At 47.2% G+C, this 20,915-nt stretch carries 19 protein-coding genes, 1 rRNA gene and 1 riboswitch; of the genes, 7 read left to right on the top strand and 13 right to left on the bottom strand.

All coding sequences use genetic code 11. The annotated features are described in order from the left end of the window. Positions 1 to 42: 42 nt before the first annotated feature. The 9 genes from IFU39_RS11065 to IFU39_RS11025 form a co-directional block, all read right to left on the bottom strand. Entirely contained in the window at positions 43 to 714 is a 672-nt protein-coding gene (locus IFU39_RS11065) for a methionine ABC transporter permease (protein ID WP_192132597.1), read from the bottom strand. Then, positions 711 to 1,520: a methionine ABC transporter ATP-binding protein gene (locus IFU39_RS11060; RefSeq protein ID WP_192132595.1), complete on the bottom strand. Its 810-nt coding sequence runs from the start codon at positions 1,518 to 1,520 to the stop codon at positions 711 to 713. Before IFU39_RS11060 ends, IFU39_RS11065 begins: the two co-directional genes overlap by 4 nt. A gap of 131 nt (positions 1,521 to 1,651) precedes the next feature. Then, entirely contained in the window at positions 1,652 to 3,955 is a 2,304-nt protein-coding gene (locus IFU39_RS33405; RefSeq protein ID WP_192132592.1) for an outer membrane protein assembly factor BamB family protein, read from the bottom strand. A gap of 101 nt (positions 3,956 to 4,056) precedes the next feature. Beyond that, positions 4,057 to 4,851: an energy-coupling factor transporter transmembrane component T family protein gene (locus IFU39_RS11050; RefSeq protein WP_192132590.1), complete on the bottom strand. Its 795-nt coding sequence runs from the start codon at positions 4,849 to 4,851 to the stop codon at positions 4,057 to 4,059. Continuing rightward, positions 4,826 to 6,403 (bottom strand): ABC transporter ATP-binding protein, encoded by a 1,578-nt coding sequence (locus IFU39_RS11045; protein WP_192132588.1) that lies wholly within the window; start codon positions 6,401 to 6,403, stop codon positions 4,826 to 4,828. The genes IFU39_RS11050 and IFU39_RS11045 overlap by 26 nt, the downstream gene beginning before the upstream one ends. After that, positions 6,404 to 6,997 carry an ECF transporter S component gene (locus tag IFU39_RS11040; protein WP_145146145.1) on the bottom strand — a complete coding sequence of 198 codons (594 nt, stop codon included), beginning with the start codon at positions 6,995 to 6,997 and terminating at the stop codon, positions 6,404 to 6,406. Between the two features lie 550 nt (positions 6,998 to 7,547). After that, on the bottom strand, positions 7,548 to 8,216 hold the full coding sequence (locus tag IFU39_RS11035) for a pectate lyase (protein ID WP_036606151.1): 669 nt from the start codon (positions 8,214 to 8,216) through the stop codon (positions 7,548 to 7,550). A 348-nt stretch (positions 8,217 to 8,564) separates the two neighbouring features. After that, a complete protein-coding gene (locus tag IFU39_RS11030) occupies positions 8,565 to 9,440 on the bottom strand; it encodes a radical SAM/SPASM domain-containing protein (RefSeq protein WP_105601077.1) in 876 nt (291 codons plus the stop codon). Positions 9,441 to 9,571: 131 nt separating this feature from the next. Continuing rightward, positions 9,572 to 10,270, bottom strand: a complete 699-nt coding sequence (locus tag IFU39_RS11025) for an aspartate/glutamate racemase family protein (protein ID WP_192132586.1) — start codon at positions 10,268 to 10,270, stop codon at positions 9,572 to 9,574. A gap of 203 nt (positions 10,271 to 10,473) precedes the next feature. After that, a riboswitch (TPP riboswitch) is annotated at positions 10,474 to 10,576 on the top strand. 176 nt (positions 10,577 to 10,752) lie between these two features. Here IFU39_RS11025 and IFU39_RS11020 point away from each other — a divergent pair. The 7 genes from IFU39_RS11020 to IFU39_RS10990 all read left to right on the top strand — a co-directional run bounded on the left by IFU39_RS11020 (position 10,753) and on the right by IFU39_RS10990 (position 17,862). Then, the gene (locus IFU39_RS11020) at positions 10,753 to 11,520 is read left to right on the top strand and encodes an ABC transporter ATP-binding protein (RefSeq protein ID WP_192132584.1); all 768 of its coding nucleotides are present in this window, start codon (positions 10,753 to 10,755) and stop codon (positions 11,518 to 11,520) included. After that, a complete protein-coding gene (locus IFU39_RS11015; protein ID WP_411735834.1) occupies positions 11,507 to 12,319 on the top strand; it encodes an ABC transporter permease in 813 nt (270 codons plus the stop codon). Before IFU39_RS11020 ends, IFU39_RS11015 begins: the two co-directional genes overlap by 14 nt. A gap of 154 nt (positions 12,320 to 12,473) precedes the next feature. After that, the gene (locus IFU39_RS11010; RefSeq protein WP_192132582.1) at positions 12,474 to 13,547 is read left to right on the top strand and encodes an ABC transporter substrate-binding protein; all 1,074 of its coding nucleotides are present in this window, start codon (positions 12,474 to 12,476) and stop codon (positions 13,545 to 13,547) included. 981 nt (positions 13,548 to 14,528) lie between these two features. Next, complete coding sequence (gene thiM / locus IFU39_RS11005) at positions 14,529 to 15,341, top strand: hydroxyethylthiazole kinase (protein ID WP_192132580.1); 813 nt, start codon at positions 14,529 to 14,531, stop codon at positions 15,339 to 15,341. Further along, positions 15,338 to 16,150 (top strand): bifunctional hydroxymethylpyrimidine kinase/phosphomethylpyrimidine kinase, encoded by an 813-nt coding sequence (gene thiD / locus IFU39_RS11000; RefSeq protein WP_192132578.1) that lies wholly within the window; start codon positions 15,338 to 15,340, stop codon positions 16,148 to 16,150. The genes thiM and thiD overlap by 4 nt, the downstream gene beginning before the upstream one ends. Further along, complete coding sequence (gene thiE / locus IFU39_RS10995; RefSeq protein WP_192132576.1) at positions 16,150 to 16,815, top strand: thiamine phosphate synthase; 666 nt, start codon at positions 16,150 to 16,152, stop codon at positions 16,813 to 16,815. Before thiD ends, thiE begins: the two co-directional genes overlap by 1 nt. Positions 16,816 to 17,118: 303 nt before the next feature. Then, a complete protein-coding gene (locus tag IFU39_RS10990) occupies positions 17,119 to 17,862 on the top strand; it encodes a MerR family transcriptional regulator (RefSeq protein WP_192132574.1) in 744 nt (247 codons plus the stop codon). 556 nt (positions 17,863 to 18,418) lie between these two features. On the opposite strand, the gene IFU39_RS10985 is transcribed toward IFU39_RS10990, so the two are convergent. The 4 genes from IFU39_RS10985 to rrf all read right to left on the bottom strand — a co-directional run bounded on the left by IFU39_RS10985 (position 18,419) and on the right by rrf (position 20,809). Beyond that, positions 18,419 to 18,901 carry a hypothetical protein gene (locus IFU39_RS10985; RefSeq protein ID WP_223199847.1) on the bottom strand — a complete coding sequence of 161 codons (483 nt, stop codon included), beginning with the start codon at positions 18,899 to 18,901 and terminating at the stop codon, positions 18,419 to 18,421. Positions 18,902 to 19,228: 327 nt separating this feature from the next. Further along, positions 19,229 to 19,885, bottom strand: a complete 657-nt coding sequence (locus tag IFU39_RS10980; RefSeq protein WP_192132572.1) for a deoxynucleoside kinase — start codon at positions 19,883 to 19,885, stop codon at positions 19,229 to 19,231. Beyond that, positions 19,882 to 20,505, bottom strand: a complete 624-nt coding sequence (locus IFU39_RS10975; protein WP_017690540.1) for a deoxynucleoside kinase — start codon at positions 20,503 to 20,505, stop codon at positions 19,882 to 19,884. Before IFU39_RS10975 ends, IFU39_RS10980 begins: the two co-directional genes overlap by 4 nt. 187 nt (positions 20,506 to 20,692) lie before the next feature. Next, a 5S ribosomal RNA gene (gene rrf / locus IFU39_RS10970) occupies positions 20,693 to 20,809 on the bottom strand. Positions 20,810 to 20,915 lie beyond the last annotated feature (106 nt).

Genomic DNA, 20,915 nt, shown 5'->3' with positions numbered 1-20,915 from the left:
TAATCTGTATTGGTTATTCGTAATAATGCACGGTCCGACCGTTCAGGATCTGCGATCCAGCCAGTGGGACAGTCTGCTACCTGTGAATTGGATCATCTGTACCAGGATAATCATAATGATGATCGTAAATACCATAATCTCCGTTTCGAAGCGCTGATAACCGTAGCGAATGGCGAAATCACCAACCCCGCCGCCACCTACAATACCCATCACCGTCGAGTAGGAGATAAAGCTAATCGTAGCTGTGGTGAGTCCCAGTACAAGGCCAGATCGCGCCTCCACATACAGGAATTTCACCACGAGCTGCATCGTCGATGCCCCCATGGATGATGCAGCTTCAACCACGCCCTTCGGTACATCCAACAACGCTTGTTCCACAAGCCTGGCATAGTAGGCAATCGCAATGACCGAGAGTGGAACGGTTGCCGCCAGTGTACCGATGGACGTTCCAACGACGATTCGTGTGAATGGAATCATGAAGACAACCAGCAGTAAGAACGGAAACGAACGAATGATGTTGACGATACTGCCGAGTACAAAAGACAACGTTTGATTCTGATACCGTTGTCCTCTCTGGAATAAGTACAGAAGTGTACCCAGAGGTAACCCGATCAGAACAGCTGCTGCAATGGAAATACCTACCATGACAAAAGTCTCTCCGATCGCTTGCCATATCTCATGCTGATACTTCAGTACAGATTCAGGTAACCTCATGACTTGTCCCCCTGTTCTGTCTGACGGAACAAAGACGAACCTGCCATCCCATATTCATCACCCGCAAGCAAGGAGGTCAGCAGATCCGGCTGCGGAGCGGGAATACTGCTCACTTCCGCTTCAGTCAATGTTCGTACGAGTCGCCCATCCTTCATGACGGATACCCTGTGACATAGTCTGCGAGCCACTTCCATCTCATGCGTCACGATGACAATGGTCACGCCCAGCGTTTCATTGATATGACGTAGCACATCCAGTATGCCATTCGTAGTCTGTGGATCAAGCGAAGAGGTAGGTTCATCACAGAGAAGCACATCCGGACGACTGGCGAGTGCGCGTGCAATCGCCACACGTTGCTTCTGTCCTCCGCTAAGCTGAGCAGGATATTGATCTGCCTTGTCTTCCAGTCCAACAAACCTAAGCACCTCAAGTCCACGCTCGACTCGCTGTGTACGGGACATCCCGGCCAGTTCCAGCGGCATACAGACATTGCCACTCACCGTCCGATTACTGACCAGATTGAAGTGCTGAAAGATCATGCCAATGGACCTTCGTGCCAGACGCAAAGTGCGCTCATTCATCTGGGTCAGGTGCTGCCCATTCACAACAACCTCACCCTCATCCGGCTTTTCCAGACCATTGAGCATCCGCAGAAGCGTGGATTTGCCTGCGCCACTCGAACCTATGATGCCGTGAATTTCGCCTTGTCCCACTTCGAGCGACACCGAGCTTAACGCTTCGAATCCCTGATCTGCACGGGAACCGCGCTCGTTATAACGTTTGCTTACACCATATAATGAGATCATGGAGAGTCCTCCCGTGATTGATCATGCATGGTTCTTCAAGAACACATGAAGAAAGCCCGCACAGCCGATAACCGGAGCGCGAGCAATCCTGTTCATTTATAATAAATCAACATCCCTGATGAGACAAGCTTTTAAGGTGAGATTGCCTCCTGAAGGCGGCTGGCTTCATACACGCGAAAACGTCCGTTGGACGAACCCACATACACTTCATTGCCGATCCGGTTGATCGTTCCGTTCTTCGCATCCCGGTCGCGATGCTCCGGGTTTCCCATCGCCACGTCATGTACACGACCTAACAAGGCTCCATTGTTTTTATTCAATACCAACCAATTCTCATCCATGGGCAGCAGCAACTGATCATCAATGACCAGATAGCTCCCCTGATTCGTGGGATACCTAAGAGTGGCAATCGTATCTTTGGCATTCCAACGCGTCTCCCCCGTATCATAATTCAAAGCCGCGGAGTACCCATTTTTAATTACATATAACTGATCATCTTCCACCAGTCCTCGTTCAATCTTGCCCCTGAGCGTCCACCGTGTTTTGCCTGTCTTGGCATCGTACAGGGTAGTTGTAAAATCTTCATATTCTCCGTAATGATCGCCGTTTTTGTTCTCACGGATCAACAACATGCCATCATTCAGCTCCTCCAATCTCTGGCCTACCCGAGCAGGAAATTGTGCAAGCTTTTTCCCCGTGTTCAGATCAAGCAGCAGCCACTGATTATCTAACGATAGCCATCTTTCAGCATTCCTGGTTGCAAAGGGATCCAGACGTTCGATTCCATCAAAATATGGATCATTCCCAAGTTGTTCTATAGTAGATCGCTTGGCCTTCAAGCTCCATACGGTTCGCCCTGATTGCGGATCGGCTGCAATCAGCTTATTCTTTTCCCAATACAACACATAAGGGTCATCTGCACTCTTGTTCAATAATTCATAACCTTTCGCGAGTTTTCGCGTCCACAATGTTTTTCCGTTTGCACTATCCAGTACCGTCAACCAACTGTTGCTTGAGCTCTCAACAACCGGGCTATCCACGACCACAACGTTTTTCGCAGCGGTGATGCCATTTAGTCTAAAATTTTGCTTAGGGGTGTACGTCCATGTGACCTTCCCGCTCTTCAAGTTCAGATGACGAATACGATCCACGTATTTTTTCTTGTCAGGGTCATAATCATTGTAGATTGTAACGTATTGGCGTGCTGTATCCACCTCAGCCTGCTGTCTTCCAAAACCCCCATTAATCCTCCATAATTTCTGGCCCGTATGACGGTCAAGGGCATATATGGAACCTTCGTAGTAGCCCCCGCTAAATCCACCGTCATCCCCCTTCATCAGGAGTACATCATCCGTGGCTGCTTGTAAAAAAGTGTAGTTAATATCCCCCTGGTTAGTCCAGACCGGTTTCCAAGGGATTGTCGTTGGCAGTGTTGTGCCATAGATTTTTGTTGTGAACCCATATTCATCCGCCCGACTGATGTTCCAATCGGAAACAACAGCATTTCGATTATCCTGTGCTAAATTCCAGCGTGTTCTGACCAGTCTGCCATTCTTGTTGAATGTGACCATAAATTGCGCATCTTCCCGCTCATATCTCCAGGTCTGTCCAATACTCATTGAATAACCCGTGAAATTTAGATTGCTTGAACTCTCTTTCCAATCCGGCTCGCCTAACCACCCAGCCACTTGTTTGGAGGTGGTTGCCTTGTTCAGCTTAATATCCGTCAAATGACGAATAAACGAAGTCGGTAGCGATGTATTCTGTTGGAACCAACCATCCGCCACATTCTTCCTCTGCTCTAGAGCCTGTGCCTTGATCCAGAAGAGTCCTGGCCGATACGTGAAGGATTCTTTATTCCAGACTCGTGGGGCAATGGAGACCCCATACCAGCCTTTCCACTTTGCAACAATAACAGCCTTATCTGTTAGCGCTTTCTCACTAGACCAAGTTGTAGAACTATCCGGAGCCAGATACAGCTTACTGCCTGATCGGAGCGTGAAGTTTTGGGGAGCTGTTTCCGTCATGCTTCTGCTCTCCTTCAGGGCATACCAACTTGGCAGCCAAAAGTCTCCATGATCGGTTGACTTAAGCTGCACCCACTCGCCTCGAACCGAGGCTAACGTATACTTTTCGTTTTTTGTTGTATAATATTCAATCCCCAGCTGGTCAGCAGCCACACTGCCGTCCCTTCTGTTTTTGAACAAAGGTATGTCATTCATGAGCGTAACGGGTTCTCCTTGTTTGTAGGCCAACTGTGTTGATAAGACTTGAGAACTTGCACCCAAGGCTTGTGGCGTTGTAGCCAAAGCTTGTCCTCCAAGCACAACCATCTTGGAATCCAGCAGCATCCAGCCCGTCAACAGCACAGCTGATAATCCAGTCATGGTAATCCATTTGTACCCCGTTCTCTGACAGTCAGGACCCGTCTTCACTCTCGTTCATCCCCATCCATTAGAAGTTATTTCCAATAGAGACGCAGTAAAAAGGAAAAAGTTACCGTTTACCTCAATATATTTCTATCTATCTCCCAATATTACCTTACATCCACCATCGTAGCATGATAAGGAAAGGTAACCCCGATGTAATAAGCAGCTGTTAAGGTGAGCATATAATAAAATACAAACCACAGATCAGCCCGCGAATAGCCAATCTGAATGTAATACGTTCGGCTCGCTCCATCCGTAAATCCTTTCGCTTCCATCGCTACCGCCATTCGCTGTGCACGGCGAATGCTCTGTGCCAGCAGCGGAATAGCGTAACGCTTGAGTGTACCATACACGTTCCAGCGAGAGCCACGTTGCTGTGTTCCACGAATACGAATAGCGTAACGGAGCGTCTGGAATTCATCCAGCAAAATCGGGATCATGCGCATCGCGGCCAGAAAGCTATAGGCGTATTTCGCCGGAAGCCACCACTGCTGCATCAGGGAATAAAACAGTCTCACAGGCTTGGTCGTAAGACCAAAGAGTAACCCAGCCGCAGCCATAGTCAGCGATCGAAAACCCAAGTGTAGACCGCGATAGAAGCTCTCTTCGGTTATGTGGATCAGTCCCCACTTATACCATGTGGTCTCGCCCTTGCCAAACAACATCATGCCTGTAGACGTGGAGATAAAAACCAGAATAAATGGTGATGCATACAGTATCAATCTGTACCACGGATGACCTGTCCAGCACAGTAATAACATCATCGCCACCGCAACATTGGCCATTACATTCAGATTGTGAATGAGGATAACGATGACAAACATCATCGTCAGAATGATCATCTTTAATCCCGGATTGACGTTATGAAGCCAGGTTTCACGGTGAGGAAACGACAGTTGCATCAGATAACCTCCCCTCATTCACCGTCCAGATTCGGGTGCAATATCTTTTTACAATTTCACGATCATGGGTAACCATAACAATGGCTGTTCCCTCTCTCCGCAATTGCTCCAGCTGTGCTAACATGGCAAACGTATTGCGGGCATCCTGTCCAAAAGTAGGTTCATCCAACAGCAGTATTCGCTGCTCTCTCACCAGTGCAGAGGCAACGCTTAAACGTCGTTTCTGCCCCATCGATAATTGGTAAGGATGGCGCTCGGACAGGTCGATTAGTCCAAATTGATTCAGCATATGATGAGTCCTGGCATGTCTTTCTGCCGTTGTAAGCCTGCCCCCCAGCAATGAGAATTCCACTTCTTCCGCGACGGTGTTCGTCACAAATTGAAACTCCGGGTTCTGAAAGACAAACGCAATCTGATCTGCAAGCTGTTCCGTTTTGCCAGAAGGCTGACCGTGCACCTCATAATGACCTGTTGTTTTCAGAATATTCATCAGAGATAACAACAATGAACTCTTGCCAGCTCCATTGGCTCCGACAATACCAATCCAATCCCCGTGCCATACCTTGGCCTGTTCCACCTGAATGAAGGGTGTTTTCCCACGCCATCCGGTGAACTGCTGCAAGTCCAGTGCAGGCTGATAGGCGGGTGATACAGGTAATATGGATGAGACGTGAGATATGGGGGATATACCCGGTGTATCGGATAAACCAGACGATTGCTGTGCTTCCAAACTTGAGATGCCTTGGTCCACACACAATTGAAGCTCTCCAGAAGCACTTCCCTTTTCTTCTTTTGTTGCCCTCTCCTGCTCATGCTCTTCCCACACGCCTGGATACCAGATTCCATAATCCCTCAACTTGCTCCGTTCATCCGTGAATACCTGCTGTGCTGGCCCATCCGCCACAATCTTTCCTTCAGGTGATAAGACAATGATGCGGTCGACCATATCCACAATCTCGTTTATTTTGTGTTCAACGATGATGATCGTTTTGTCACTGGCGATCCGTTTAACGGTATCCCACACTTGGGAAGTACCCTCATCATCCAGCAGTGCAGTGGGTTCATCCAAAAACAATACCTCCGGGTCCATGGCAAGCATTGAAGCAATCGCGAGACGCTGCTTCATCCCCTGAGACATGGACTGGATCAATACACGATTCTGTTCAAAGGATAACCCCACTTGTTTCAGATAATATTCAATCAGCCCTGGCATCTTTTCACGCGGAATATTTCGGTTTTCCAGAACAAATGCGATCTCTTCATCCGTAAAGGACATGCAGAACTGGGTATCCGGATCCTGAAAGACTACTCCTGCTCTGGCGGGAACCTGAATATCATCACATTTCATCGGAATTTCAACTGAACGTGGAATTAAACCGCTCAGAATTTGCAATAACGTCGATTTACCGGAGCCGCTTGGGCCAAGCAACAGCACTTTCTCCCCTTGACGCACAGAAAGAGACAAGCCTTGAAATACCAAGGCTTTCTCTCCCGGGAACTTGCATCTTAGATTTGTCACACTTACCGCTTGCGAATTCCCCTCTACGCTCATCTAATCCAGCGCCTCATAATCTTGTTTGGATACTGGTCTGAGTGAGCGTGTTACACCGGTCAGTTCCAATGCTTTGGCGAGATAATAAGCAAACACTCCTGCAATCAAGATGCTTCCGATGAAGCGGAATCCGATAAATAACGTATAATTCCAGGCCGAGAGTGAATCAATATACCCGTACTGATAATCCAGCAAAAGCGAAGCCGCTGCGGCTCCTATGGCTGCAAGACAGGTGACAAACAGGTTGGTTTTACGATACAAAAATGCGGCGAAGAATATCTCGGCTCCCAATCCTTGCAACAGACCGTATACAAGTGTGGACATGCCCCATTCACTGCCCAGAAAAGCACTTACCGTTGAAGCCGCAACCTCGGCTAGAATAGCCACGCCAGGTTTACGAATGATAACAAAAGCAAACGTGCCCGCCATAAACCACATGCCGTAGATCATCTGCTCCGCATGAACACCAAAGGGTTTCATCAAGTCATATGTAGGTCCCCATATCTTGTAGATCACCCCAAACACTACTGCGATCACGATGGTTACCAGAATATCCGTTAGTTTCAATCGCTTGTTGCCTGCTGTTATTGCCATGTTCTCTACGTCCTTCCTTTGTTCCCTGTGGGGGTTGTAAAAGTGTGTGTTCAAAAAGACTGGTTGAACAACCTCTAAAAATAAACGAAAAAGCCTCCCCGGTTCCGGGCAGGCCTTACGTACAGTGTACAATCCTCACAATGATGTATTGGGTGGATGTCAAAAATACGGAATATCAACCAGCGCCACTCCGTCATGGCAGATACACCACCACAGTTCAAAGAGTTCTGTTGTTCATCCACGTTCATTCTCACAATTCACCCTTACATATCGCAAATCCATGTTCTCTACGCTGGCATTACCCAGATCAGATGTACGGTCAGCGGCACAAGGCCACTCTCTCAGCCCAACTTCATTGAGCTCCCGGTTCACTTATTTCATTGCTTCTAATGTACATCAGATGGGTATTTGTGGCAATGGTCTCTACAAAAATCAATGTTGGCATAGGAAAAGGCATCCCCCTGGATGCCTTTTGGACATACTTCACGATGTGAAATAGCTACCTTATCCGTTACAAGCCTTCAATGCGTATTCCAAGGTATCCTTGTTCTTAATATTGCGTGTTCCCTGACTGGCTCGTTTTCCCTGAAGCAAACCCCTTGAACAACGTTGGTACTTTGGAATAACGGGTATTCGTAATTTTCCCTTGTGATGTGCTGCTGTCTGTACGCATAATCGAATCTTTTACATTAGAAATGTTGGAGTTATCCAGCGTCATGTTAACTGCGAAGGAAGTTCCACCATTTTGGCGAACCAGTTTGCCAATATCATCTGCACGGAAATTTTTGATGTTAATTGTTCCAGCTGCATTCATCTGGAACACTTTATCATAAGCCTTATAAGCTGCCCCACCGGTAATGTTAACCGTTCCGGCAGACTTCAATGTCAGTGCATCCTCGCCCACGTCCTGCCAGACCACATTCGATATATTACAGTTGCCATAACAATGAACACCATCAGCAGCTGGTGATCCAATGTTTACGTTTTTGAGCGTGGCCCCTGCCTCCAGACGAAAGACTGGCTTCTGATTTTCTGCTTGAGATCCGTCGCCCAGTGTGGAAGGATTGGCTACAAATGTTTTACCTTGGCCGTCATAGGTCGTGCCCTTTGGAACCACAATGGTTGAATTTACAACGGTAGGTGCAGCCGCAGCCGGAACGGCACCAAATATAGAAGCAACCAAACCAGCGGACAGCAACAACGTCAACATTTTTTTCATAACTTTATTCCTCCCTTATTCTCTCGTTATTTGATAGTGTACAAGCCTGAGCTTGTCCTGGAAGATCGTCAGAGGTGCACCTCTGTCCGACCCACAACCTAATCCTACCAAATAAGGAAGGTAACTAGAATAATCATTAGATCAGATATATTATGACATCGCACAATCCCTGTCATATCCTCGTTTTTTGCATGCCAGGTCTCTCAAGCAATATGCTCATATCAACCTCTGGTATGCTCATTTGTAACGTATGCACCCTCACTTGAATCCCCGATAACAAAGAAAGACCACTACATTTGTCTCCAAATGTGTGATCTTGAATGGCTTCCGGCTTGCTGATATAAGATATCAGGCTCCGAATCTCTGACGATAACCGCACTTTCGACACAACTCTTCCACAGCTTCGCGCCTGGAGAAGCCATATACCAGATTGTTCGCTCGCTCACCCTCAATAATCTCCGAGAATGACTTCTCGTGCACATTACCAAGGTTAATGACACCCTCACCATCAAGACAGCATGGAACCACCGTTCCATCTACAAGCACAGCTGCCTGACCACGCAATGCATGGCAGAAGCCTTTGCCGTCATCTTCAGGTGCATCCAGACTCGGCCACTGGAACTCATGGTCCTGATTCAGGTATACATTCGGGGCAATTTTGACCCCGCTGCCTGGAACTACTTTTTCCTCAATTCGGAAGTCCAGATTGAACTCACGTTCCAATACTTCAAGGGTCTCCCGATTTCGATTCATCTGAGCATTTGTGAAGTTATCCTGCGTCAGATTCCACAACCGGAATGAGATGATGACATTGTGCTTCACCGCTTCGTGAACAAAAGACAGAATGTTGCTCAGGTATCCGTCACGGTCGGTCGAACCTTCATGCCCATCGAAGCTGTGCAGGGAGAAATTCATCTGCCGCAGCGCCGGTTTGCCAAGCAATTTATGCTGAGTCTTGGGCAATAGTGTACCATTCGTTGTAATGTTCACCTTGAGTCCCTTCTCATGTGCGGAATCGAGCAACAGATCTATTTTGGGATGCAACAAGGGTTCACCTTTGACATGTAGATAAATATGATTGGTGTGTGGTTTAACTTGTTCCAGTATATTGTTGAAGACTTCAGGGTCAATGAATCCTTTGGCACGCTGCGTCTGTGGACAGAAGCTGCAAGCCAGATTGCAGATACTCGTGATCTCAATATATACTTTTTTGAACGTTTTCAACTCGGGTCCCCATTCTGCCTAGGAGGGAGAACAATCCCACCTGCATTTTGTGATCCGGCCTATACGGGCCATCCCTATTATATCGGGTTCATGAGCCAAGGTAAATCAGAGAACTGGTTTATCTGGTTGTGTCAAAATGATTTGGCTAGTGCCAAATGAACAGATTCAATCGCATGAATACGTGTTGTATCAAATAATGGAACTTCTGAATCCTCTACTTTTACTAATAATCCAATTTCGGTGCAACCTAATATGATCCCCTCAGCTCCATCATCAACTAGCCTTTGGATCACCTTTTTATAATAATCCCTTGATAAGGGCTCAATTTTCCCTAAACATAATTCCTCATATATTATTTTATTGATAACTTTTCTATCCTCTTCATTCGGTATCAAAACCTTAATACCATTCAATTCAATTCGTTTTTTATAAAAGTCTTGTTCCATCGTATATTTAGTGCCAAGTAAACCAACCGTACTTATTTTGGACTTATGAATTTGATTTGCTGTTGAATCAGCAATATGTACAATGGGTAAACGCACTTTTTCTTCAATATGTTTAATCACTTTATGCATCGTATTTGTACAAATTACAATCATTTCTGCTCCTGCCTTTTCCAGAGACTGAGCAGCATTCCCTAATAATTCACCAGCACTTTCCCAATTACCTTCAGCCTGATAACGCTCGATTTCTTCAAAATCCACGCTATATAAGATGCATTTGGCTGAATGCAATCCTCCCAATTTATTTTTCACTTCTTCATTAATAATTCGATAATACTCTAACGATGACTCCCAGCTCATTCCACCAATAAGGCCAATCGTTTTCATATACACTCCCCTTTCCATTTAATACATCCCGAAAGCAGCATATAGAAATTTAATAGATATTGTACCGTATCTATCTGATTAAATAAACGAAGCGTATTATGAATCCGCGGAAAGCCAAGATCAGTACTCACATTCTTTCCGAGCGCCCCCTTTACATTCCACTTGCATGTGATATATGCTGAACACACAACTGCATATCTTGAACATTGCACTAGGGGAGCCTTACGGCTGAGACGAATCGAATGATTCGGACCCTTTGAACCTGATCTGGATCATACCAGCGGAGGGAAGTGGAGCGGCCTTTCAGTAAGCGGATTTTTTCATGTTGATGATGAAATTTAATGTGAATTGAACTTACAGACCCACTCATTTCTCCGGAAATGGGTGGGTCTTTTTCGCGTTCTGCGGGCAGATCAGAAGGTGTAATTAAAGATCCCGTAGTTTGAAGTTGAATTTGGAATAACAAGGGGGGACAAAACGAGATGGATAATAACATAACCATTCACAACATGAGCTACGCTTTCCCGGAAAAAAGGGATTCCCCCGTGCTCTCCAATGTGTCGATGCGTGTAGCCAACGGCGAATTCGTCTCGCTTATCGGCTCCAGCGGCTCCGGTAAAAGCACCCTTTTCAAGCTGCTGGCAGGCCTGCTTGAGCCAACCCATGGAACCATAGAAATTCCTTGGGTCCCTGAAGGAAAGCGACTGGGGCAGGTGGCCTATATGCCACAAAAGGACCTCCTGTTATCCTGGCGAACCGTCATGGAGAATTGCATGCTCCCCGCTGAACTTGCTCCAGAGCGGCAGGATAAGGGGAGAATTCGCGCGGACATTCTGGCTGGGCTCGACAGATTTGGCCTATCCGGCTACGCGCATGCTTACCCAGACGAGCTATCGGGTGGCATGCGCCAGCGTGTCGCGCTGCTTCGTACTTTGCTGACAGGTGGCCAACTCATGCTGCTGGATGAACCATTCGGCGCACTCGATGCCTTAACCAAACGGGAGATGCATCGCTGGTTGTTGGAACTGTGGGAGGGCTTTGGCAAAACCGTGTTGTTCATTACGCATGACATTGAAGAGGCGCTGCTGCTCAGTGATCGGATTATCCTGTTAACTCCGGGGCGCCAAGGCCAACAGCTACAGGATTTGACGGTACCTTTGCCACGTCCAAGACATTCGGACATGATCTATGAACCGGCGCTCGTTCAGATGAGACGACGACTGGAGGAACAATTGCATGCGAGAAGGTAACTTGGGAGACTGCATGAAGGATAGCGTAAGGCGTTGGCTTGCCCGTTATGGTCTGTTTCTTTGGCTCCTGCTCTTGTTGCTTGTCTTCTGGGAGTGGATTGTGCGTATGGGATGGGTGCCCTCCTTCATCATTCCAGCCCCAACGGCGATTGCCAGCTCCCTGTATGAGCATCGCTACCTCCTGCTGGCTACACATCTGCCTGCTACCTTGATGGAGGTTATTGTTGGTTTTGGCTTGTCCATAGTGACTGGAATTACGCTAGCGACAGGAATGCATATGAACCGATCGATTGAAAAGGCCTTGTATCCCTTCATCGTGATCAGTCAAACCATACCACTGATTGCCCTGTCCCCTGTATTCATCCTGTGGTTTGGTTATACCTTGTGGAGCAAAGTCGCCGTGGTGTTCCTGATCGCCTTCTTCCCCATTGTGGTCAGCACCTACGATGGACTTCGCCAAGGCGATCCAGAACAGCGTGAACTGCTGCTCACCATGGGCGCCAGCAAGTGGGATATTTTTTGCAAACTCCAGGTTCCACTTGCCCTTCCCTCTTTTTTCTCGGGGCTAAAGATGTCTGTGGTGTACTGCGTGGTTGGTGCAACGATTGGCGAATGGCTCGGTGGCAGCAAAGGTCTCGGATACTTCAGCCGCCGTATGTCCAGCAACATGAACACGGACGCGATGTTTGCCGCTATTGTGCTGTTATCCCTGCTTGGGATCGTTTTGTTTATATTGATTGCCTGGCTGGAGAAACGGTTTAACACACGCCGTCATGGAGGCAAAAGAAAGAACGGATAATCTTGGAGAGTGAATCCGATTTAATGATAGGAAGTATGATTTCCAAACACTTTTTTCACATATCATCAGTTATGTTTCAATCATCACGTTGTCCGTTAACATCCTGCTGTTCTTCTCCTACAAACCTTAAACAATGAAATGAGGAACTTCCATTATGAATAATAAAGGCATACACTCCCTGCTTCCCATCATGCTCATTAGCCTTTTGCTGATAGTCAGTGGATGCAGCACCACGAATACCAGCAGTAACACGCCAACAACAGACTCTGCAACCAATGCACAACAAACAGACAAGTCTGCAACCGAACCAGCATCAGACGCCAAAGATAAACTGTCCATCATGCTCGACTGGTACCCGAATGCAGTACACTCCTTCATCTATGTGGCTCAGGAAAAAGGGTACTTCGCAGACCAAGGTCTGGATGTCGAAATTCAGATGCCTGCGGATACCAATGATTCACTCAAACTTGTTGCTGCCGGTAAAATTGATCTGGCCTTAAGCTACCAGCCCCAAATCTTGCTCGCGCGTGGCGAGACCATTCCTGTACGATCTATTGCTGCTGTTGTTCGGCACCCGCTTGTTCATCTATTGACCGAAGCCAATGGCAACGTGAGTTCACCCAAAGATCTTGACGGAAAAACTGTCGGGTATTCTTCAATTCCGCTGTATGAAGCGATGGTTCGTACGATGATCAGCCACGATGGTGGCAACCCAGATAACATGAATCTGGTCGACGTTGGATTCGATCTGATTCCTTCACTGGCTTCCGGACAGGCGGATGCGATTATGGGTGGTTTTATTAACCATGAACAATTGATTTTGGAGAAAGAAGGACACTCCATGAAATCAATTAACCCCGTCGATTATGGCGTACCTGATTATTATGAACTGGTCCTGACTGCGAGTGAAGCTGGCATTCAAGCAAAAAAAGAACAGCTTACCCGGTTCGTCAAAGCGGTCCAGGAAGGACAAAAATATGTGACTGAGCATCCAGAAGAAGCCTTGAATATTCTGCTCGCTCATGAGAATCAAACGTCTCCGCTTGACCCGGATGTCGAAACCAAAAGCCTTACTATTCTACTGCCACTTATGAATGAAGAAGGCCAACCGTTTGGTCGGCAGGAAATGGAATCATGGGAGAATGTACGTGCTTGGCTCGTTGAACAGGATCTGATTCCTGAATCGGTGAAAGCCGAGGATGCTTTTATTAATCTGCAAGGAGAGTAAATAAAGGAGAGCAACGTGAATAAAGGAAAAGTGACTGAACGCAAGGGAATGAAAGCAATGTCATCAAAAGCAAAGTTAGCAAGAAACGTTAGGATCGGATGCAGGAAGTTTTGCGAAATGGAATTGCCCTGAAGCAAGCATCTGAGAATCAGAATTTTTAACAAGCCAAAGTGATTTGATGTGCATCAGAGCAGCTTGATATGCGTTTTGGTGGCTTGTTGGTATGAATTTGGTATGAACATTAGCGCATATCTTCAAACCTTCCGGGAGCTAGCTCCTTAATGTGCTTGGAGTAGAGCATGCAGCGAGCGCTAACGAATCTGAGGCGTCCTATTCAGGGATTTGTAGCGGTTGCAGAAATCTAAAGAACCTGAAACATGTTATATCAGAATAAATAGCTGTTTGCAGCGTTTTGGTCAGGAGATTCTGGGAAATAACGTGTCTGACGTTCCTTAGATTTCAAAAGTAGGATTTGACAGCCAAATAAGATGTCCTGGGTTCTTTAGAAACACCGTCTGACCAGTCGTGCCCCAATCAGTTGGGTATCGACCAGCCTGGACTTCAAGACACTGGTTAGACGCTAACATCCATCACACTATCTCTTGCCTGAGTTTGGAGAAAGACCCGGGTTCACTTTCTGTATTTTGTATCGTTTCGTTTTGTACTGTTTCGTAGCTGTACGGTTGTCTATCTGCGAATTTACATTTTATATGAATCTACCTTTTAGCTATTTCAATCAAGGCTAGATATCGATCAGAATGATTCAATTTGTCTATATCCTGTTACAAAAAAACCCTTTTTAGTGAGTTATGAAATTAATTTGGATTTTACGTTTCTGCTTTTCTCGCATTAATGCATCTGGCTGTTGTTAGACTCTGCGCCCCAACTCAACAAGGAGACTCATATTCTATTATTCTGCTGAGTGACTCCAGATATCGGACTTCCGCCGATGGGGTTACTTCATAACAAGGAGGAAATTATATGTCTTATCTGGAACGTGTTCGTACGCAAAATCCGCTGGTACAAAATATCACCAACCTTGTCGTGGCTCCCTTCACAGCCAATGGTCTGCTTGCACTAGGTGCGTCCCCTTTTATGGCCTATGCTCATGAAGAGGTCGCTGATGTCGCCAAGATGTCAGGAGCCGTGGTACTCAACATCGGTACACTCGATGACAAAGTCGTTCAGGCGATCCGTCTGGCAGGCCAATCGGCTAATGCGTATCACGTGCCTGTGGTGCTTGATCCGGTTGGAGCTGGTGCGACCACCTATCGTACAGAAACCGTGCAGATGCTCGTTCGTGAGCTTCGCCTCACGGTGCTGCGCGGCAATGTGGCGGAAGTCGCCAATGTCATCGGTGAGAGCTGGAGTATTAAAGGTGTGGACGCAGGATCAGGTGAAGGTGACCGGATTGGAATTGCGGAGCGGGCAGCTCATAAACTTGGCTGTGTTGTGGTCATTACCGGAAAAGAAGATATCATTACTGATGGACAATCCACATTCCTTACGAGTAATGGTCATGCCCTGCTCACTCAGGTCACAGGTGCTGGCTGTCTGCTCAGTTCGGTGATTGGTGCTTTTACAGCCATAGCGGAATCCGGAGCCGATCTTCTAGGCAGTGTTGTTGAAGCGCTCGCGTTTTATGGTGTAGCGGCTGAACTGGCGGCAGAGCGGACAGCTCATCAGGGGCCGGGCAGCTTCCAGATTGAATTGTTGAATCAACTGGCACAAGTAACACCAGACCTCTTGGCAGAACGCGCACAAATCCGTCAGATCCGTGGAGGTGCAATATGAGCATTGCTCAAGCGCTAACCATTGCAGGTTCTGATAACGGGGGAGGTGCAGGAATTCAGGCTGATTTGAAAACATTCCAGGAGCTTGGCGCATACGGCATGACTGTTATCACTGCTATTGCTGCCCAAAATACCACAGGTGTGCAGGGCGTTTTTCCCATCCCTTACGATGGCATTGCCCAGCAATTGGACTCGACGGGTGAAGACTTTCAACCAACCGCAACGAAGACCGGCATGTTATATAGTGCCGAAATTATTCGTCTAGTGGCTGAGAAATGGCAGCATTACCGTTGGTCTAATCTGGTCATCGACCCTGTGATGGTCGCCAAAGGCGGCGCTCCCCTGCTCCAGCAGGAAGCTGTCCAAGCGCTGGTTACGGAGCTGCTGCCCCATTCCTTGATCACAACACCTAATATTCCGGAAGCCGAACTGCTTACCGGAATGTCCATCACGAATCTAAGTCAGCGGGAAGAAGCCGCGAGAAGGATTGTAGAGATGGGCTCAACGTATGCTTTGGTCAAAGGTGGTCATGATGAAGGAAGTGGCATGATCGTTGATGTGCTCTACGATGGGCAGTCTTTTCATTATCTGGAGAATGTTCGTGTAGTAACACGTCATACACACGGAACAGGATGCACGTACTCTGCGGCCATTACCGCAGAGTTAGCCAAGGGTTCACCTGTTCTGGCTGCCGTTACGACCGCGCGAGCATTCATTCAGGCAGCCATCGAAGATGAGCTGGGGATTGGGGCCGGACATGGGCCGACAAATCATTTTGCATATCAGCGCAGACAGCGGGGTGAGCAGTGATGCGCCCTTGGGATGCAGAAGCGGTACAACGCGCGATGAAGGTGTATTTGGTGATGGGCAGCGTCAATACAACGCAAGACCCTGTGGAAGTGCTGCGCCAGGCCATTGCTGGCGGCATCACGCTGTTCCAGTTCCGTGAAAAGGGAACTGGCGCCTTGGTCGGCGAAGCTAGCATCACGCTTGCGATGCGGCTTCGCGAGGTGTGCAGCCAGCACGGAGTCCCGTTCATCGTGAACGATGATGTGGAGCTGGCTGTAGCGGTGGAGGCCGACGGCGTGCATGTCGGCCAGGAAGATGCGGACGCGGCGCTGGTACGCGCCCGTATTGGAGATGGGCGGATGCTTGGCGTATCCGCCCACTCTGTGGATGAGGCGCGCCGTGCCGTGCAGGCGGGCGCCGACTACCTTGGCGTCGGGCCCATGTACCCGACGCGCTCCAAAGCGGACGCCCACGCTGTGCTGGGCCCCGCAGGGGTGGCGGAACTGCGCGCCGCAGGCATCGCAGTTCCGATTGTAGGTATCGGCGGCGTTACGCCCGATACCACGGCCGCCGTGATGGCGGCTGGAGCCGACGGCGTAGCCGTCATCTCCGCCATCGCGGGCGCGGCCGATGTGCGCGCAGCGGCTGCACAGTTCGCTGCGGCAGTGCGCGGGATGCAGGCGTAGCCCTGCTATCCCTGCACTGCCAGCCCCATGGGCTGCACCGAATACATGGTGCGGCCCATAACCGCTCGCTCTCCTCTCCATAACAGAGGAGCCTCCCCCTGCGGTGCGGCAGTCTATGTCTTCGACTTAGAAGCGCATCCGCTCCCCTCCAGTGACTGGATGATACAATAATTCAGTCACATCTATTCACCAATCCATGATCAAGATGCAGCCTCCATGCTTGCATCTTGTTTTTTCATTTTCAACGGTTGACTCTCACGTAACGTGACACTGTACAATCGATGTTGTAAGGAGGTTTCACACATGGCCATGAAGGTAAAAGAAGTTGCCGAACTTGCCTCGATCAGTGTGCGCACACTGCATCACTATGATGAGATCGGACTATTAACCCCCGACGAAGTGACTTCTGCCGGGTATCGATTATATTCAGATGCCGACCTGGAACGGTTACAGCAGATTTTGTTTTTCAAGGAACTCGACTTCTCTCTGAAGGAGATCAAAAACATTATAAACAACCCCTCCTTCAATCCAGAAGAAGCACTTAATATGCATCGACTTATACTGCTGGAGAAGCGCCGACGCTTGGACCAGATGATTGCTACCATTGATAGAACGGTTTTACACGTGAAAGGAGAAATTAAAATGACAGCCAAAGAACAATTCGAAGGATTTGACTTTAGCGAGAATCCGTATGAACAAGAAGCGCGGGAACGTTGGGGAGACCATGCCGTCGATCACGCAAATCAGAAGCTGCACAGTAAATCAACCACAGATCAGAAGGCTCTATCAGATCAAATGAACAAGATCTACAAACATCTGGCTTCACTTCGTCACACAGAACCAGCTTCTGCCGAGGCACAGTCTGGCATCAAAGAGTGGTACACTTGGCTAAACCAAATGGGAAACTACTCGCCTGAAGCCTTCAGAGGACTTGGTCAGATGTACGTGGACGATGAACGCTTCACGCGTAATATTGATCAGTTTGGCGATGGTTTGGCAGTATTTATGAGAGATGCTATGGCTGTATTTGCTGACCAAAACAAATAATATAGCCCTGTCTTCGATCACATTCAGTATTATTCAACTCTCATTGCTGTCAGATGTGCACTGTAAACGATAGTCTGGAAGTTACCCCCTGTCCTGAAAAGGTAAAATATTCTCGTCATCAGCTTTATTCGCAGTAAATGACCCTTGGGATATTTGAACCTACCTCCTGGGGTGACCACATCTTTCTTGTAATTAACCTTATGAACATGTTGGATATATACTAGGGTTATGTGGTAAGTAATTTAAATCGATCCGAGTTGTTGCAAAAGTTATGAGTCGTATCCCACTCACTACCCAGTGGATATACAAAAGGGACGTACGCCCTAAGGCGTATCGTCCCTTTTGTATATCCAAGTAACTCAGCCGCAATGTGAACATGCCTAACTGCTGCTCACTCTGAGTACTTTATGAATTAACGTAGATTGCTCTTTACTACATTTTTCTTCTGCTCCTAGTCCTTCGATATAACCGTTTCACCAGATGCTTAGGAAGATGATATTAAGTTTCTTCTGTCAAACGTTCTTCATTTTGCTACCAGCGTCCACCGTCTATCTCATTAAGCTCTTGGTGCGTGATCCGATGAAGATGCATCCGTAGCTAGACTGGTTCTCGCCATCCGGCCAGGAATCTGCCATGCAGACACAATCGCAAGCACGATGAATAACAAATCAATCGGTTGACTGAAGTACTCCTGAAAGGTTTCCACAAACGCACTGATCATCTCGCTATCAAACACAAGTTCCATCACACTTACATCACCAAACAGTTCGGAAGTAAAATATACGACCGTCAGATATTTCCCCAACAAAATGCCAACAAGCGCAAACAGTACGGCAATAATCTTATGTACCGTCGCAATTTGTTTATTGGAGAACAACACAACTGCGTAGCCCGTGAGAGCTCCAATCAAAATCGCAATTAGTCCCACCTCATACTCGGTCATTGCAGCAATAGCTGCCCATACGATGCCTCCCAGAATGGCTGCAATTAAACCACCAATGATCGGCATACCGATTTTAACTCCTTGTTTCTCTTCCACGTTGTCTTTCCCTCCTGAGTCATGCATATGCTTCTTTTCCAGAATTCACCTTTCCTATGAAACCACAAAAAGACCTATTATTCAACATTTTTCTACTTTTGGTGACCATGTATTTATATAATAGAAAAGATATATTAAGCATCTATTTCCTTATTCGCTCGAATATATCATTTTAGTTTTATCCACAAACATCTCATAATCATTCCCTTGGCACATAAAAAACACCCCTCCAACAGCATAATTGCCGTAGAAGGGATGTTGTCCATATCTGTATCATAGATATAACCAATGTAACCGAGAAAACTACATTGAAAAGCTCTATCTATCTTACCTTTGTACTTCCTTGGAAGGCTGAATGACAGCTGCAATCTGTGCCAAAATGGCATCCACCGATGCCGGATCATGCACATCATACTCATCAATGTTCAGACGTAGCACAGGGCAAGCCGTAAACTGATCAATCCACACGGAATAGCGCTCATGCATGTGCTCCCAGTATGAACGATCCGTTTGGATTTCCATCTCGCGTCCACGTTCCGTAATTCGGTTTAAAATCGAAGGCAGACTGCCTTCCAGATAAATCAGCACATCTGGATGTGGGAAATACGGTGTCATTACCATCGCTTCAAACAAACTGCTGTATGTCTCGAAATCTGTAGCAGACATGGTTCCTTGATCTGCATGCATTTGTGCAAAAATGCCCGTATCTTCATAGATGGAACGATCCTGAACGAATCCCCCACCTAGTTCAAAAATCTTCTTCTGTTCCTTGAAGCGCTCTGCCAGGAAATAAATCTGCAGATGGAAGCTCCAACGCTCGAAGTCATGATAGAACTTCTCCAAATAAGGATTGTGATCGACTTGCTCCAAAGAGGTCTTGAAATTCAAACGCTGCGCAAGTGCAGCCGTTAACGTGGATTTGCCCACCCCAACCGTACCTGCTACCGTAATTAATGCATTCGATGGAATGCCATAGTTATTCATATGATATACTCCTTTACCTGATTAACAATCTGCCTGAAGTGCTCAGGATGTTCCACAAAGTCGAGTTGCTCTGCATTGACCTTAATGATTACTGGTGGATTTGAGCTATTTGCCAGATAGTCCATGCCTGTTTTGTAATCGGCGATCAGTTGTTCCATATATGCCGGGTCCATGTCCTGCTCAAATGAGCGTCCACGCTTGTTAATGCGGTACATCAACGTATCGAGTTCAGCTTCAATATAGAGCACCAGATTGGGCTTTGGCAGATCATCTGTTAACAGATGATAGATTTGACGATACTTATCCCGTTTCGTTCCCTTTAAGGTACGATCGGCAAAAATCATATTTTTATAGATATGATAGTCTGAAATGACTGGGGTATTCTGCTCTACATAATGAGCGCCCGTGTCTTCCAGTTGTTTAAACCGATTACACAGAAAAAACATTTCCAATTGGAAACTCCACTCGTCGATATCCTGATAAAAGGAAGCCAGAAATGGATTCTCTTCTACGATTTCTTTAACTAACGGAAGATTCAATTCATGGGAAAGCATCGTTGCCAGCGTTGTTTTCCCCGCTCCAATCGGACCTTCCACGGCAATAAACGGGGCTGATTTCATCGTGTTCACTTTTCCTCCTCGTACTTATGCGTGTTTCCGTTTTCTATATAGACCTCACCTATTGTATCACAGCTTTAAGGATTGGAACGCCAGTATTTTATGTATATAACAAGTCAAATCGGGACTATTAATTACATTAAAATAAAAAAAAGACACACTCGAAATCATTCAAGTGTGTCTTCCTATTGCTTGGCGGCGTCCTACTCTCCCAGGACCCTGCGGTCCAAGTACCATCGGCGCTAGAGGGCTTAACGGTCGTGTTCGGGATGGGTACGTGTGGAACCCCTCCGCCATCGCCACCAAACGCATAGCTGTGCTTACATTTCAGAGTTGTTGTTCTCTGAAAACTAGATTCGAAACGAAACATGCGAATTATCACTTGCATATTTGGATAAGCCCTCGACCGATTA

This window comes from Paenibacillus sp. CFBP 13594, from assembly GCF_014842675.1.
GTDB lineage: Bacteria > Bacillota > Bacilli > Paenibacillales > Paenibacillaceae > Paenibacillus > Paenibacillus amylolyticus_B.
The sequence above is the reverse complement of the archived record's forward strand: the minus strand, read 5'-3'. Positions and strand labels throughout refer to the sequence as shown.

What these genes read in the sequence shown, in the direction of transcription:
- IFU39_RS11045 (WP_192132588.1), bottom strand. Translation starts at nt 6,403, where the DNA reads ATGAGCGTAGAGGGGAATTCGCAAGCGGTAAGTGTGACAAATCTAAGA.
- thiD (WP_192132578.1), top strand. Translation starts at nt 15,338, where the DNA reads ATGAGCATTGCTCAAGCGCTAACCATTGCAGGTTCTGATAACGGGGGA.
- IFU39_RS11065 (WP_192132597.1), bottom strand. Translation starts at nt 714, where the DNA reads ATGAGGTTACCTGAATCTGTACTGAAGTATCAGCATGAGATATGGCAA.
- IFU39_RS11050 (WP_192132590.1), bottom strand. Translation starts at nt 4,851, where the DNA reads ATGCAACTGTCGTTTCCTCACCGTGAAACCTGGCTTCATAACGTCAAT.
- IFU39_RS10980 (WP_192132572.1), bottom strand. Translation starts at nt 19,885, where the DNA reads ATGAATAACTATGGCATTCCATCGAATGCATTAATTACGGTAGCAGGT.
- IFU39_RS11060 (WP_192132595.1), bottom strand. Translation starts at nt 1,520, where the DNA reads ATGATCTCATTATATGGTGTAAGCAAACGTTATAACGAGCGCGGTTCC.
- IFU39_RS10990 (WP_192132574.1), top strand. Translation starts at nt 17,119, where the DNA reads ATGGCCATGAAGGTAAAAGAAGTTGCCGAACTTGCCTCGATCAGTGTG.
- IFU39_RS11015 (WP_411735834.1), top strand. Translation starts at nt 11,507, where the DNA reads ATGCGAGAAGGTAACTTGGGAGACTGCATGAAGGATAGCGTAAGGCGT.
- IFU39_RS11010 (WP_192132582.1), top strand. Translation starts at nt 12,474, where the DNA reads ATGAATAATAAAGGCATACACTCCCTGCTTCCCATCATGCTCATTAGC.
- IFU39_RS11035 (WP_036606151.1), bottom strand. Translation starts at nt 8,216, where the DNA reads ATGAAAAAAATGTTGACGTTGTTGCTGTCCGCTGGTTTGGTTGCTTCT.
- thiM (WP_192132580.1), top strand. Translation starts at nt 14,529, where the DNA reads ATGTCTTATCTGGAACGTGTTCGTACGCAAAATCCGCTGGTACAAAAT.
- IFU39_RS10975 (WP_017690540.1), bottom strand. Translation starts at nt 20,505, where the DNA reads ATGAAATCAGCCCCGTTTATTGCCGTGGAAGGTCCGATTGGAGCGGGG.
- IFU39_RS11020 (WP_192132584.1), top strand. Translation starts at nt 10,753, where the DNA reads ATGGATAATAACATAACCATTCACAACATGAGCTACGCTTTCCCGGAA.
- IFU39_RS11025 (WP_192132586.1), bottom strand. Translation starts at nt 10,270, where the DNA reads ATGAAAACGATTGGCCTTATTGGTGGAATGAGCTGGGAGTCATCGTTA.
- IFU39_RS11040 (WP_145146145.1), bottom strand. Translation starts at nt 6,997, where the DNA reads ATGGCAATAACAGCAGGCAACAAGCGATTGAAACTAACGGATATTCTG.
- thiE (WP_192132576.1), top strand. Translation starts at nt 16,150, where the DNA reads ATGCGCCCTTGGGATGCAGAAGCGGTACAACGCGCGATGAAGGTGTAT.